The 14581-nt window shown below is 48.5% G+C and carries 9 protein-coding genes; 2 read left to right on the top strand and 7 right to left on the bottom strand.

What is annotated here, in order from left to right:
• Positions 1 to 32: 32 nt before the first annotated feature.
• The 7 genes from AC5JMP_RS11050 to AC5JMP_RS11080 form a co-directional block, all read right to left on the bottom strand.
• Positions 33 to 3332, bottom strand: a complete 3300-nt coding sequence (locus tag AC5JMP_RS11050; protein ID WP_495851516.1) for a response regulator — start codon at positions 3330 to 3332, stop codon at positions 33 to 35.
• A 304-nt stretch (positions 3333 to 3636) separates the two neighbouring features.
• Positions 3637 to 5037 (bottom strand): APC family permease, encoded by a 1401-nt coding sequence (locus AC5JMP_RS11055; RefSeq protein ID WP_495851517.1) that lies wholly within the window; start codon positions 5035 to 5037, stop codon positions 3637 to 3639.
• A 50-nt stretch (positions 5038 to 5087) separates the two neighbouring features.
• On the bottom strand, positions 5088 to 5810 hold the full coding sequence (locus tag AC5JMP_RS11060) for a hypothetical protein (protein WP_495851518.1): 723 nt from the start codon (positions 5808 to 5810) through the stop codon (positions 5088 to 5090).
• Positions 5811 to 5872: 62 nt separating this feature from the next.
• The gene (locus AC5JMP_RS11065) at positions 5873 to 8746 is read right to left on the bottom strand and encodes a methyl-accepting chemotaxis protein (protein WP_495851519.1); all 2874 of its coding nucleotides are present in this window, start codon (positions 8744 to 8746) and stop codon (positions 5873 to 5875) included.
• Between the two features lie 120 nt (positions 8747 to 8866).
• Complete coding sequence (locus AC5JMP_RS11070) at positions 8867 to 9445, bottom strand: chemotaxis protein CheW (RefSeq protein WP_495851520.1); 579 nt, start codon at positions 9443 to 9445, stop codon at positions 8867 to 8869.
• A gap of 361 nt (positions 9446 to 9806) precedes the next feature.
• Positions 9807 to 10172: a response regulator transcription factor gene (locus tag AC5JMP_RS11075; RefSeq protein ID WP_495851521.1), complete on the bottom strand. Its 366-nt coding sequence runs from the start codon at positions 10170 to 10172 to the stop codon at positions 9807 to 9809.
• Between the two features lie 56 nt (positions 10173 to 10228).
• On the bottom strand, positions 10229 to 11506 hold the full coding sequence (locus AC5JMP_RS11080) for a response regulator (RefSeq protein WP_495851522.1): 1278 nt from the start codon (positions 11504 to 11506) through the stop codon (positions 10229 to 10231).
• A 718-nt stretch (positions 11507 to 12224) separates the two neighbouring features.
• On the opposite strand from AC5JMP_RS11080, the gene AC5JMP_RS11085 reads away from it, so the two are divergent.
• Both AC5JMP_RS11085 and AC5JMP_RS11090 read left to right on the top strand, forming a co-directional pair.
• Complete coding sequence (locus AC5JMP_RS11085) at positions 12225 to 13196, top strand: protochlorophyllide reductase (protein ID WP_495851523.1); 972 nt, start codon at positions 12225 to 12227, stop codon at positions 13194 to 13196.
• 178 nt (positions 13197 to 13374) lie between these two features.
• A complete protein-coding gene (locus AC5JMP_RS11090) occupies positions 13375 to 14283 on the top strand; it encodes a glycosyltransferase family 2 protein (RefSeq protein ID WP_495851723.1) in 909 nt (302 codons plus the stop codon).
• Positions 14284 to 14581 lie beyond the last annotated feature (298 nt).

Here is a 14581-nt window from a genome sequence, read left to right on the forward strand (position 1 = left end):
CTTTTCAAAAAATCCAAACAATCACGCCCAGATCAAGGAGCCATGAGTTTCTCGATCGCCCCCAAAAATTCCTGCTCTAGATAGGGCTTGGTGAAGTAGTCTGCCGCTCCTAATTTCAGCGCTAGCCAGCGATGTTTATCATTGCTGCGGGAGGTCAACATGACCACCGGGATCTCTGAAAGCTGAGGATCTTGACGGCGATAGCTGAGGAATTCAAAGCCATTCATGTTGGGCATTTCAACATCGCAGATCACGAGCTTTACAGATGCGTGACGCAACTGATCGATCGCCTCCCATCCGTCTCTCGCTTGCAACACGCGAAAACCTGCTCTTTCAAGTGAAAGCGCCAGCGTTTGCCGCAGAGTCGTAGCATCGTCTACCACAAGAATGGTAGAAGTTTGTGGTCTGATTGCAACAGGTTTATGGATTGCGGGAGTGCTGCTCAGTTTTTCTCCCAGAGAAAGCAGTGTTGCCCCATCGATGACAGGCACAAGGCTACCGTCTCCCAAGATGGTGCAACCATAGGCATAGCGGGGAGGGGTGATGGCAGTCCCAAAGGGTTTGACAATCAGTTCTTGCTCATTAATAAGGCGATCGACCTCTAGCGCAAAAATCTGCTGTTCTTGACGCACAATCAGCAGAGGTAATGCCCAATCATCAGGGGAGGAAACGACAGTCAAAGCTCTGCCAGGAGCCGTTTCAGGTAATGGACAGTGATAGTCCAATAGATCACCTATTCGATAGGTAGGAATGATCTGCTCCCGCCAATAGAGAAAGCGCTGTGCCCCAGATTGCTTAATCTGGTCGGCTTGAGGCGTTAAGACTTCTTCAACGCTGTCAGCCGATAGCGCCACCGCACTTGTCCCCACGAGACAAATAATCAGTTTGGCGATCGTCAAAGTTAAGGGCAAGTGCATCATAAAGGTCGTGCCTTTGCCGGGTGCAGAAGTTACGGTGACGCTGCCTTTGACGGCTTGAAGCTGCGATCGAACCACATCTAGCCCAATGCCCCGCCCTGACAATTCACTCACCTGGACAGCGGTTGAAAAACCAGGTTCAAAAATGAATTCAAATAGCTGATCTGGAGAGGTAAAAATGAGCTGATCGGCAGATAGCCAGCCCAATTCAAAAGCTCTGCTCCGAATGCGATCTAAGTTAAGTCCTCGACCATCATCTTTAACTTCCAAAATCGTCTGATTGCCTTTGTAATAGGCCCGAATTTCTAGCTGACCCTGTTCAGATTTACCTTGTTGAAGCCTAATAGTGGCTGGCTCTATTCCATGATCAAAAGCATTCCGCACTAGGTGCAGCAGTGGGTCATAGAGCTTTTCTAGAATTGCTTTATCAATAAGAATATCTGTTCCCGTTAGCTTCAGATTTACAGGCTTATGATAGGTTGTAGACAGATCTCTCAAGACGCGAGGAAGGCGGTTTAAGACTTCTCCCACAGGCAGCATTCTTGCCCATCTAAACTCATTTTGAATGTGAGACAGCGTTTGCTTTTGCTGATCTAAGATGCGGTTTGACTGTCGGGCAAACAGCGCAACATCGTCGATCGACTCCTCAATCTGAACGACATTTTCAAGCAGCTCCTGAAATTGAGAATAGAGCGATCCATAACGATCCATTTCTAGAGAATCAAACTCTACCCAACTGGGATTAGACACAGGAAAATTTAGGGTGCCCGTGATCAAAGAACTTTCTTCCTGAGTTTCCAGTGTTCCATTTCCCACGATCGCAGTTCTTACATCAGGAGCATCCTCTTTGGGATTGCTTAGCAATTGATCCGATCGTTCCTGTAACTGAATCACCGTAGCTTGAAACCTAGAGAATCGATTGCGCAACTCTCGCAAGACGCTTTGAAGCTGTTCATTTTGCAGCGACAGCCCCTCGCGATCGATCATCAGTTCGCCTGTCAGGTTATTCATCCGTTCTAGCCGTTCCGAATCCACTCGGACGGTAAGCGGAGCAACGGGCAATTCTGTCTGGCGGGCAGCTGTACGAGCAGGGTAATAGAGTTCAGCAGAGCGGCTGACTTGGAGCGCTCCGCTTACTTCTTGCGGAAAGTTTGGAGGCGTAGCTTCAAATCCATCTGGGTCTACGGCAGCATTAACGATCCACTCTGCATCAATGGTTTCTGGGCTGTTAGGGCTTAAGGGATTAGAGCTTAAAATATTAGGGCTTAAAGCATCGAAAGTTTCAAGCTCAGCCTCAACCGTGATACCGACTGTGATACTGTCCTGCTGAAAATCTTCTGTTAGTGCAAATGAGTCATCAGCTTCTGACAGATCAGGAATATTGGGTGAAGGCTCAGAGCGATCGTCCTCAAATTCTGTTTCAAAAACGACATCACGGGTATCAATCAGGTTTTCAAATTCGTTTTCAGTGGCTTCATCAAATTCACGCTCAAATTCATGATCGAATTCATCGCCAAATACATTACCAAACACATTTTGAAGTAGAGGAATTGCGGCTAGAGCTTCTACCTGTGAGTCTATTTGTAGATCTGCTTGTGAATCTGCTACGTGAGTTACTGTATCCAGTAAAGTGCCATCTGCTAGCGCCAACAGCATTGCTGAAGGTTTAATTAATTGAGTGCGATCGCTCAGCGCTATCTGCCTACTGCGTTCAAAATCAGCTAACGCCAGTCGAGTAATTTCCAGAGCGCGATCGGGATGGTCATCTAGCGCACCACCCACTGTTTCAGCAATGATTCCTAAAGCGGGCAGACTAAGCATCTCAGCAAATCCTGCAAACACCTCTAGCTGTGCCCGCAACTCCCCCGCCACTTCGTAGTCTTGAGGACATGCCACCACTGCCGCCAAATGTTCCAGCCCTTGCACGACATCGACTTCCAAAATAGAGGAAAGCATGTTCACGCCCATATCAGAGGAGCTGGGAACATAGCTCTCAGTTTGCAGCAGGGCATCGCCGCAATATTGCTCAATCTGCGTCAGAATCGGATCAGCGATCGCCAACACGGCTTCGGAATCTAAATGACCTGTTGTAATTTGCTCCATCAGCGGCAGTCGCAGACAGTCGTAAGCGCGCAAAAGCTGACTCTCTAGCTGAGTATCTATCTCTAACGTTTCGCTGTAGAGCGCCTTAAAGATGTTTTCCAGACGGTGAGCGAGGGTGGCGATCGCTTCTAAGCCAACGCTAGCCGCGCCACCCTTAAGAGAATGGGCAGCCCGCATCAGATTATGAACCTCGGCAGTGCTGCGACCTTGGCTAAGGCTGAGTAAACCCGTCTCAATAATTTGCAATAGCTCAGGAGCTTCTGCGCTAAAAAACTGATAAGCTTGGTCGCGAATATCGGGATTAATTGCCATAGACTGATTCCCTTAACCAATTCTGCTTGACTAGGTTGCTTCAAACGGGGTTGCTTCAAACGGGGTTGCTTCAAACGGGGTTGCTTCAAACGGGGCTGCTTTAGAGGATGTTTGAAAAGTGAAAATTGCTACCCAAACTGCCCCCTAAGTCCCCCAATTCTGGGAGACTTTCGTTCGCTTGCGTGTGCGAAGCACGTAGCCGATTTTTGTTCAAAGCCATCCAGAATTGGGGGGTTGGGGAGCAAATGCAGAACATTTGATACTTTTACAAACATCCGTTTAAATCGGGCTGCTTTAGGCTGCTTCAAAGGTCGCGCTCTAAGCTCTCAATAATTTTGGGCGATCGATTACGGAGTAAGACAAACAGCAAACCTCCAGCCCCAAGATATAGCAGGAATAGATAAGGGAACACGTTGTAAGGGAAAGCAGGAACCGGAAAGAAACTGCCTGCGATCGGGATCAGCATAAACATAACGCCCAGGAAAGACAGCGCGATATGGTGTGCCCGAAGCTGACCACATCGAGCCATATAGACAGGTGCAGCGATCGAGATGAGGACATAAGCTGTCAAAAATCCGTAGGTGCAAAGCGTTCCCAGATAACCATAAATATCTAAATCTCTTATGTTGAATAGCGCCATTGAACTAGCAAGCAAAAACGACACTACTGCCGACATAGAAATCGCAAAATGGGGAGTCTGGTTGTAGGCATGAACTTTACCCATGGATGCAGGATAAAAGCTATGGCGAGATAACGCAAAAATGATTCGCCCTCCTGCATTAAAGCTGGCAAGCATACAGCCAAGACAACTCATTGAGATGCCCACACCCAGGATCAAACCCAAGACATCGGCACCAGCCAGCGTCGCCAAAACATTCAGAGGATTACCACTTTCGTTCAAGGGACTTGAATAGCCACGAAATCCTAGAATTTCCACATAGGAGATAAAAATAAAGAAAAGACCGCACAGCCCCGTACTCCAAAGCAAAGAGGGGGGAATAAATTGAGTGGGCGACTTTGCCTCAGCTCCCAAAGTCGCTGCACTTTCAAATCCTACGAAACTGAGAACCGCAACTACCATGCCTAGGCTAATTCCACCGGGTGTAACATCCTTAAGCGTGAGCTGAGCTGTATCAATGGCAAAACCCTGATGCCCTAGTACCAGCACTGCCAAAACTATGATAATTCCGACTGAAATTAGCTCTAGCACCAGCATCAAAATAGTGGAGAGCTGGATATCGGTATAGGCGTAGTACCAGGAGATGCCAATGCAGATGGCATAGAGAACGATCGAAGGAATCTCCAGCCCCAGGTCAGCCAGCACAATATGAAAGTAGTGGGCAAAGCCCCCTGCTTCGGCAACGACCAGAGCCAGATAAGCCAGGGTCAGCGCCCAGCCACAGATGATTCCAGCCGTTGAGCCTAGACCTCTGGCAACATAGAGGTATAGCGCTCCTGGAGCAGCAGAGCGGCGGGCAAAGACATTGATATTGAGACCCACAAACATCAACCCGACTGTGGCAATGACAAAAGCCAGCCAAGTGCCATTCCCCGCATTACCAAATACCAATGGGGCATTGAGGGCGGCTGTTAGAGTGGGCGCAATCAGAGCGATCGATTGCGCCAGAATTTCTGGAAAGGAGAGGCAATTGGAGCGTAAGCTCACCAGTCCCGGCGTTGCATTGAGTCTTGAATAGGTTGCCATACATTAACCTCTAAAGAGTGAGTCCTTGTGCGTCAGAGACTGCTGGAGCGTTATGCAGATGCGGCTGTCGTACCCAGTGCGTTCGCAAAGACAGCCCGTTTGTCAAAGGTGGCGGTAGCGATTCGAGCATAGGAAGACACCCATTTAAAGAGGTCAGCCGTACTCCGAGAGATGGGAACTTTGGAAAACAGGATAATTGCGAAAAGATTTCCAGAAGGCAACATTCCTCCAAAGCCCACGACAGACTTAATTCCATAGGGGATTACAAAATCTTTTTGAGCGGGAATATGAGCGCTTCCCAACGCATCAGGAACATAGAACACGTTAAAGTTGGTCTGATACAAATCTACAAGCAGCTCTGGATCAGGTTCCAGAACAGCAGTAATTTCCAATCCAAATTGTTGAATCAATTGTGAAATCATTGGAGCGCGTTCGATGAAATCTTTATCCACAAGCGGAATTGCTCGGTGTCCGCTCGATTCACGCCTGAGGTTCCAATGGGGTTCATCCCCGGCGGTCGCTAAGAGCGTCAAGCATTTGGTTCCTAGAGCGATCGATCGCCCTCCCAAAATTTCGCGAGCAGATTCTTGAAGTTCTTCATTCAGCTGTCGATAGGGATAGGTTCTAAAGAACCGAACCAGTGCACAGGCAGATTCATTGGTTTGGGGATCAATGAGGTTCTCATACAAGTAGCGAACCATGCGTTCGGCTACTTCCTCCATACTTCTCGCATTGGCATCCATGTTGCGGAGCGCAATTGCGCAATCGTTCATATCTTTGTTTGCAAAGTTTCCGAGGTCAAACATAGCTATTGCACCTGCGTAATGGATTTTAGTTAGCTCACCTTAAATTGACCCACACCCTCTTGCAGCAGTTGCGCCACCTTTTTCAGTTCCTCAAAAGAAGACGAAACCTGGCTGGCATCTTGCGAAGTTTTATTGGCGCTGGCTGCCACATCTTTCATGGTTTGAGTCACGGTTTCGGAAGCCTGAGACTGAGTGACGGTTGCTTGAGCGATCGCCTCCACCAGTTCACTAATCTGAGCGCTGACAGCCGTAATTTTGTTCAAACTTTGGCGCGTTTCATTCACAAGCTGAGTTCCTGTGACCACCTGCTCAATACCCGATTCCATCGCCGTCACCACTTCGCTAGTTTCTGTCTGAATATTGCTGACCAGCTTGCGAATTTCTTCGGTTGCCTCGGCGGATTGACGTGCCAGCGATCGCACTTCGTTTGCCACCACCGCAAAACCTCGCCCCTCTTCTCCAGCCCTAGAAGCCTCAATAGAAGCATTGAGCGCCAGCATGTTGGTTTGCGCAGCAAAGGCGCTAATTAACTCCACCACCTTGGAGATCTTTTGGGAAGATTCTCCCAGATGTTTAACCTTCTTTGCCGTATCGGCAACCGTAGAGCGAATCACCTGAATCCCTGCAACAGTGCGGTTCATGACGGCATCTCCTTCTTCCACCGTTTGTGCCGCTTGCTGTACCGCCATCTCTGCTTGCTCAGCGCTGGCGGCAACCGACTGCACCGTATTCGCCATACCCTTCACAATTTCTAGCGCGGCAGAAATTTCCTCTGCTTGCTGCAAGGCATCTACCGAGAGGGCTTGAACAGAGGCTTCATTGTTACTGGCAGTGGCTGTCACCTGGTTAGTCGCTTCTTGCACTTGCAGAACAATCTTCCGCAGGCTGCTGACTGTGGCGTTGTAGGAGTCAGCGATCGTGCCAATTTCATCTACCGTCACCTTTGCCCGAATCGTCAAGTCGCCTCGGCTAATCGGATCAACCTCCATCAGCAGCTCTAGCGCCCGTCTTTGTAAACTTTCTTTTAACTGACGCTGTTCTGCGGCAAGTGCAGTGGTTTGCTCTAGCAAATTAATCCGATAAATGGAGAGTCCTATCTCATTGCCCAATCGCTTCAGGAAGCTAATTTCTGACTCTTGCCAATGACGATGAGCCGCACAAGAATGTCCAATTAGCAGTCCAAACAGCTGCCCCCCACCAAAAACGGGGACAACAAGATTAGACTTAACCTCCAGACGCTTGAGCATCTGCAAGTGATCGGGATGTAAATCTGCCGCAAATACATCCTGAGCAACGATCGTTCGCCCCTGTCGATATTGTTCCAGCAAATCATCTGGAATACAGGTATCGTCAACATTGCCTTGCAGGGCACTTGTCCAACCTGTATCCACTGATTCAGAGACTATTCCGGCTTTTGATTCTGTGTTGAAGCGATAGATAACCACGCGATCGAGATTAAGAATCTGTCGAGCGCCCTCAACTGCCTGATCAAAAATATCTTGTAAATCCGCAGCGCTTACCACTCCCGAACCTTTTGCGGCTGTTAGCAGACGTTCCTGCTGCACTTCAAAGATTTGCGCCACCAGAGCATCCTGAAGCCGAGCCGCCATGCTGTTGATGTTTGTCCCCAAGGAGGCAATTTCGTCTGATCCTTGGACAACCAAACGCGTGTCAAGTTCTCCTTGACCAATTTTTTCTACCGCATCTGCCGCAGATAGAATCGGACGGGTGGCGCGGTTAGCAATAGCTGAGGCGATCGCCCCAATCAGCAACGTCGCAATACCCACCCCCAAAATCAAAATCAGCAGCAGTTGACGCTGGGGCGCAAAAGCAACTGCCGTATCCACGGCAATTATTGCCCTCCAACCTAGATCGGGCAATCCTTGCATTCGCACAGGCGGCGCATAGGCAATCAGCTGCTCCTTATTGGATTTAGTATTGCGAGAAATCACCGTGCTCAGCTGATTCGTCCCCTCAAAACCTGCAAGCGCCGGAAAAATTTCTTGAGGTTCGATCGCCTTAAAGTCACCCTTGCGCGTATCGGCTTCGCCAGATGAGAGCTGTTTGACATAGGCTCCTTCTGGGCCAATAAAAGCTTCTCCAGCGCCATCGATCAGATAGTACTGGGTTCCGGGCGTAGCATAACTTCTGAGCACCTCTTCTAGAGCGCTCACTGGCATTCTGGCGCGAATCACGGCGATCGGTTCACCCGTATCCTTATCTTTGACCGTAGAGGCTGAAAATACGCTAAAAATACCGGAGACATTGGAAATTTCAGGCTGACCTAGAATCGGGCCATTGGCTTTAAGCGCGGCTTGAAAGTAGCGGCGATCGCCCAGGTTATTAATCGGTTCTCCGTCGGTTTGGGCAATCACATTTCCCTTGAGATCTAAGAGGGCAATGCTGTCATAGATGGTGTAGCTTCGCTTGATCCGGTTAAGGGCTGCAACTCTGTCGCGGTTTGAGGCTCTTGCTCTGAGATCCGGATCGATCAAAATATCCAGCCCCGCCATCACCTGAATATCGCTGAAACGATCGCGCATGAATTGGTTGACCTTGCTTTGCAGATCAGCCGCCCTCACTTTCTCAAATTCCTCAACTTGAGCCGTGACGGATTGATCGGCAAAGTAATAGGCAACTCCCCCAATGGTCAAAACTGGAGCGGTTCCAATTAAAAAGGCGATCGCAGAGGCTTTGGTTCTGACACTCAGATCTCTCCACCACCGAGATTTTTGTAATTTTGCCGATCGTCCTGTCTCCTCCAAGCCAGCTAATTGAACCGGATGAAGCGCCGGAGAAGATTCTTCCCAAACGGTGTCAGAAACAGTATCAGATTTAGGAATCACGAGAGGAGAATCCTGTGGAGAAGCTTCAAGATTGGGTTTGGGGAACATCTGGGTCATAATATAAACCTCATCAAAAACTCAAAATCAAAAACTCAAAGTGTCAGATCAATTCAGCAAAAGGAACGTTAGAGGATAAGAACTAGGCTCAGTTCCATCCTTAAGTTCTTTAAGGGAAGACTAGGGCATTGCCTCAGCGATCGCTTCTCCATCCAAAACTGCCAGCATGTCATCGCTCAAGTTCCACCAATATCCGCGCAGAAATTGCGTGATCTCTGGCGTAGCAGCAGAAAGGGATAAAGCCTGAATCTGATGAGGATCACACCACTCCATCTCACCAATTTGACTAACCACCAGCCCCAATGTCCGGCTTTTAGCAGATGCAGACCTAGAAGCAGGGCTAGCAGGCAGACGAATTTGCAGCACAACTGCTGCATGGGCTGAAACAGCCTGCTGCTCATACCAGGGAGCTAACCCGCACAAGTGGCAAAGGTCAACCATCCACAGCACTTCTCCTCGCCAGTTATAGACACCCATGACCCAGGTGGGCATATGGGCAATGGGGACAATTTGACCGATCGGTACCGTCAATACTTCAGTCATCTGCCCTACCGACAGCAAAACCGGAGTATTTAACAGGCGGAGTCGCAAAAATTGTTCAGTGTTAGCTGGAATCGAAGCAGGTGTGGGTTCGATTCCAGTTTCAATTTCAGCCGCAGTGGGCGATAGGTAAAAATCAGTCGCAGAAGAATCAGACATAGAGCTTCTCAAGCTAAAAGATTTTTTGGTGGTGCTGATCTCTGGGATGAATTTTTGTTTGAGAGGGGCGCTTCGCGCCCCTCTCAAACAAAAATTCATCCCCCATTAAGCAATGCCGATTTTTTAGACCTAGATTTTTGGGCGTTGCTGAATCTTGGCGTTGCTGAATCGAAACATGAATCTGTCTGAGCTGTCAGTTCTCTCGCCCTCTTTCTTGCTTGCCGCAGGCACTTTTCTTGCCTACCGCAGACGCTAAACCCCGATTCCAGGGAACTTCCAAACCCTTCAAAGTCCCCCAAAATCGACTGGGGGCATTCATCCTTATATTCAGCAACGCCGATTTTTACGCTTAGCTTACTGCCTAGCTTTTCATCAGATTTTTAATTGTGCGCATCAGTTCTGCTTGGTCAATCGGCTTGGCAAGATAGGCATCTGCCCCCTGTTTCATGCCCCAAAATTTGTCCATCTCGCTGCCTTTAGTAGAGCAAAGCACCACAGGAATATCGCTGGTATCAGCTTCAGCCTTGAGCTGACGACACACCTCAAAGCCGCTGCAACCCGGTAGAACCACATCTAGAACAACAGCATCAGGCTTTTGCTGCGTAATGGTGGCGATCGCCTCTTCTCCACTCTGAGCAACCAGAACATTAATGCCTCCCTGCTGCAAACAGTGGATCAAAATTTGCATATCTGTTATCGAATCTTCAACGACTAGCACAGTACCCATGGCAGTGACCTCAATAGAACAATAGGGCAGATGAGAAAAGCATGATGAGAAGAGCATTAAGAAGACAGATCAGCCGCCAGAGAACGGTTTGTCTGTGGTTGCAAATGCTGACGAACAACCCGAAGAACAGCCTCAGCCTCTAAAGGCTTACTGAGAAAATCTGATGCACCCACAAAATTCGATCGCAAACGGTTGGCATAGCCGTCACTGCTGGTCAAAATGACGATCGGCGTATGCCGAAATAAAGAAAGCTTGCGCAACTGCTCACAAATTTCATGCCCGTTGGCGTTGGGCATCATCAGATCCAGAAAAATAAAATCAGGCTTGCGAGCTAGCAAAATGCCGATCGATCGCAGCCCATCATCTACTCCTATAAACTGATAGCCCGCAGAAGTCAGCAGCTTCTCCATCATGTGGCGCACCAAAAAGCTGTCATCGACACAGGCGATCAGCTTTTGCTGCATGACTTGAGGCACGACTCGCTGGGCAGGTAAAGCATTACAGGGATAGCGCGGAGTCGGCAAATCAGGAATCTGAATCAGCTCTATCCAACCTAGTTGAATAAAAGGCAATAGAGACAAAGTGACTTCCGTAACGTCCCGTCGCATTTGTACTGCCAGATCTTGTAGCGTATGCTGTCCATTCAATAGCGTCACTAGATTTTGATAAAATGCCGCAGAAGTCTGTCTTTGAATCTGTTCAGCTTGCCGAATCACAGGCGCTTTTTGGGGCGAATAGTTGCCAAGCTTAGCGTCCTGCCAGGTCTGCCAGCGCACCTGTGCCCTTGCCGTAGCTTTTTCTAATTTAATGAGGCGAAGTCGCGTTGATAGGAGATTATTCTCATAAACTTGGTCGGTGAGTGTACCAGCCTGAAAGATTTCAAACAGTATGTCAACAATGTTAGACAGAATGACTTTGGCGGCTTGCTCGTCGGTGATTTCTTGTCGGGAAACCCATAAATTTAGCAGCGCATATTCCCAGCCGATCGCACAATCAGAGGCGCTAAGATACTTTAGGTCTGATATCCATGCGTCTTCTTGTACAGATTCTTGTATAGAAAATGTTGTGGAGGTGTGGACTTTTAGTTGAGCGTTTTGAACAGCTTCAGTTTTTTCAACAGCCTCAGCTTTATGACCCATTTGTGTAGTCTTACGAATACCGTGCAGAATTAAATTTCTACGCCAACGCTTGACGGGATGTTCGCCCCCGGTTGCATAAACGATCGAGCCTTGGGACAAGTAGAATCTCCACTGCCGATTAGCTGAGTCCGTACGTATTAATTGACCGCTGAACCGAAGCTGTCCTAAATTCCTCAAAAAATAAAGATGTTTCACGAACTAAGCCTCTGGGAGCGGAGGGGAAGATATCACCCGATATCAAGAGCTATTTTGATCGCAAAATAACTTGCTAAAAATCAGTTCATGGTTCAAATGCGGCATTGCTTAATCGGGGGATGAGTTTTTGTGTGAGAGGGGCGCAAAGCGCCCCTCTCACACAAAAACTCATCCCTAAAGTCAGCCTTAGAAGGCATAACCGACATCAGGGCAAGCCGAAGACAAAATTTTCCTTAGTTCTACGAGAAAATCTTTGAAAGGTAGTTGCTGCACCTATGCTGCTTTTCGGAAAGCAGACCCTCTGCGGCTAAATTTCGCCTAATCTAAGTTTTGCTTAATCTCAAGTCCACAGGGTCAGTCAGTTGCACCCGATCTATGGAATACCTTTCCACTAAAGCACAGGATTCTGAGAGTTGCCTCGCGATCGCCAATGATCGTCACTGAAATTAATCAAATCTTTATGGACAAAAGAAGATTTCTACGGACATCCCGATCGCCATAACCTCCAGCAAGTCTCATTTTGCAACAAAGCCGAAAAAAGCCCGCCTGCGACGGTTTTTTCGGCTTTGTTGGGGGAGTTCGCGCCCTGCGGGCGCGAACTCCCCCATATGAAATCCATAATGATAACTGCTGCTAAACCTCACGAAAGATTGAGTAGAGGCTCAGCAGTATGAGATCATAGATTTCATTGAATGGCGATTAACGAAGGCTGAACAGCATGGAATCACAACAAAATCCACAACAGAAGCCAACAGTCATCATCACGGGTGCCTCGTCTGGAGTCGGTTTGGCAGCGGCAAAGGCACTCTCCGACAAAGGATGGCACGTGGTCATGGCTTGCCGAGATTTACCCAAGACAGAAAGCGTCGCTCAAACGGCAGGCATCCCGCGAGACAGCTACACCATCCTGCAACTCGACTTAGCTGACTTAGGAAACGTCCGGCAATTTGTCAAAAACTTCAGGGACAGCGGCAAGTCTTTGAATGCGCTGGTGTGCAATGCCGCGATCTATATGCCTCTGCTCAAAGAGCCTCTCTACAGCGTCGATGGGTATGAGTTGAGCGTTGCCACAAACCATCTGGGGCATTTCCTGCTGTGTAACCTTATGCTTGAGGATCTAAAGCACTCTGGTGCTGATCCCAGATTAATTATCCTGGGAACCGTTACCCACAACCCCGACGAGCTGGGCGGAAAGATTCCACCACGTCCCGACCTAGGCAATTTTCAAGGGTTTGAGGCAGGGTTTAAAGCCCCTATCAGTATGGTTGATGGCAAGAAATTTGAGCCTGTCAAAGCCTACAAGGACAGCAAGGTCTGTAACGTGTTGACCATGCGAGAACTGCATCGGCGTTATCACGAATCCACTGGAATCACCTTCAGCTCTCTCTATCCAGGGTGCGTTGCCGATACGCCGCTGTTTCGCAATCACTATCCGCTGTTCCAAAAAATATTTCCCTGGTTTCAGAAGAATATTACGGGCGGCTATGTGTCGCAGGAGCTGTCAGGTGAGCGGGTTGCCGTCGTGGTTGCCGATCCAGAATATAAGCAGTCTGGAGCTTATTGGAGCTGGGGAAATCGCCAAAAGAAGGACGGGAAATCGTTTGTGCAAAAAGTCTCTCCCCAAGCCCGCGATGACGAAAAAGCGGAGCGAATGTGGAATCTGAGTGCAAAACTGGTGGGGCTTGAGTAACGTGCTTGGGTGGTGTTTCAAATGCGTTGTTTATTTTTGGGAAAGCCTTTTCCAAAAATAAATAACAAGCCTAGAACATTACCCGTGCTTGAATGGCAGTCTTGAGTGACAGACTTCTTCTATACTCAGCAAGTACTATAGGCAACACAAGCGATCGGGGCATCAGGCAATGAGAGAGATGAGGGCAGACAGCAAGGTAGATTTAACTCCGGCAGACCAGAGCTGTCCGCCATTCTCATTGATTATCCCGGCTTACAACGAGCAGCTGGGCATTGCTCCAGTTCTAGAGCATTTGCAGGGCATTCTGAATGCCGCACAGTGCGAGTACGAGATTATTGTGGTCAACGATGGCTCAACAGACGATACGGGCAAGCTGCTGCGATCGCATCCCGGCATTCGGCTAATTGAGCATCGTCGTAATTTAGGCTATGGCGCAGCGCTCAAAACGGGAATTCGCAACGCTAAGCATTCGCTAATCGTCATCACCGATGCAGACGGCACCTACCCCAACGAACGAATTCCAGAGCTGGTAGCGTTAGCGCCTCAGTCGGACATGGTCGTGGGAGCCAGAATTGGCGCTAACGTGCGCTATTCAAAAATTCGCCGCATCCCCAAATGGTTTTTGGTCAACTTTGCTCAATGGCTCACTCAGTCCAAAATTCCCGATCTCAACAGCGGCTTGCGGGTTTTTCGCAAAAGCACGGTCGAGCGGTTTCTGAATATTTTGCCCAACACCTTCAGCTTTACCACCAGCATCACGGTTGCCATGCTGATGAACAACTATTTAGTGCATTACGAGCCGATCGACTATCACATGCGGGTCGGCAAGAGCAAGATTAAGCCGATTCGCGACACGCTACGGTTTGTGCAGTTGATTCTACGCACAGGAGTCTATTTTGCTCCGCTGCGAGTATTCATGCCGCTTGCAGGCATCTTCTTTGCCGGATTTCTATTCACCTTTTGCCAAGATTTGTTTGTGCGGGAAGATTTGACTGAGCGCACTCTGATTTTACTCATTGCCTCCACGCAAATTGCGATGTTTGCTCTGTTGGCGGACATGATTGACAAACGAACCGGGAAGTTGTGACCTGTTTATTTCGGGAATCTTTTGGTTACATTCACAGTCTGCCCCTACCGCTATATGTAGCGTCTAGAAAGAACATATCATCCTAAATGTGGAAAGTTTTGCTGACCATTTTAATCTCTATAAATGCCTGAAATTCTTGCTAAGAGAGGCTTTTAGGCATTTATATAAATTTTGGTCAGATCTAGGAATTTATAGCAGGTTCAGAGCGCGTTATTTCCCCTGGTAAGCCCTAAAGGTTACATATTTTTCGTCGAGCATTGTGCTGAGGTGTTTGCACTGAAAGCGTTTGAGCGATCGC

This window comes from Drouetiella sp. (assembly GCF_059504425.1).

What these genes read in the sequence shown, in the direction of transcription:
- AC5JMP_RS11050 (WP_495851516.1), bottom strand. Translation starts at nt 3,332, where the DNA reads ATGGCAATTAATCCCGATATTCGCGACCAAGCTTATCAGTTTTTTAGC.
- AC5JMP_RS11055 (WP_495851517.1), bottom strand. Translation starts at nt 5,037, where the DNA reads ATGGCAACCTATTCAAGACTCAATGCAACGCCGGGACTGGTGAGCTTA.
- AC5JMP_RS11060 (WP_495851518.1), bottom strand. Translation starts at nt 5,810, where the DNA reads ATGAACGATTGCGCAATTGCGCTCCGCAACATGGATGCCAATGCGAGA.
- AC5JMP_RS11065 (WP_495851519.1), bottom strand. Translation starts at nt 8,746, where the DNA reads ATGACCCAGATGTTCCCCAAACCCAATCTTGAAGCTTCTCCACAGGAT.
- AC5JMP_RS11070 (WP_495851520.1), bottom strand. Translation starts at nt 9,445, where the DNA reads ATGTCTGATTCTTCTGCGACTGATTTTTACCTATCGCCCACTGCGGCT.
- AC5JMP_RS11075 (WP_495851521.1), bottom strand. Translation starts at nt 10,172, where the DNA reads ATGGGTACTGTGCTAGTCGTTGAAGATTCGATAACAGATATGCAAATT.
- AC5JMP_RS11085 (WP_495851523.1), top strand. Translation starts at nt 12,225, where the DNA reads ATGGAATCACAACAAAATCCACAACAGAAGCCAACAGTCATCATCACG.
- AC5JMP_RS11090 (WP_495851723.1), top strand. Translation starts at nt 13,375, where the DNA reads ATGAGGGCAGACAGCAAGGTAGATTTAACTCCGGCAGACCAGAGCTGT.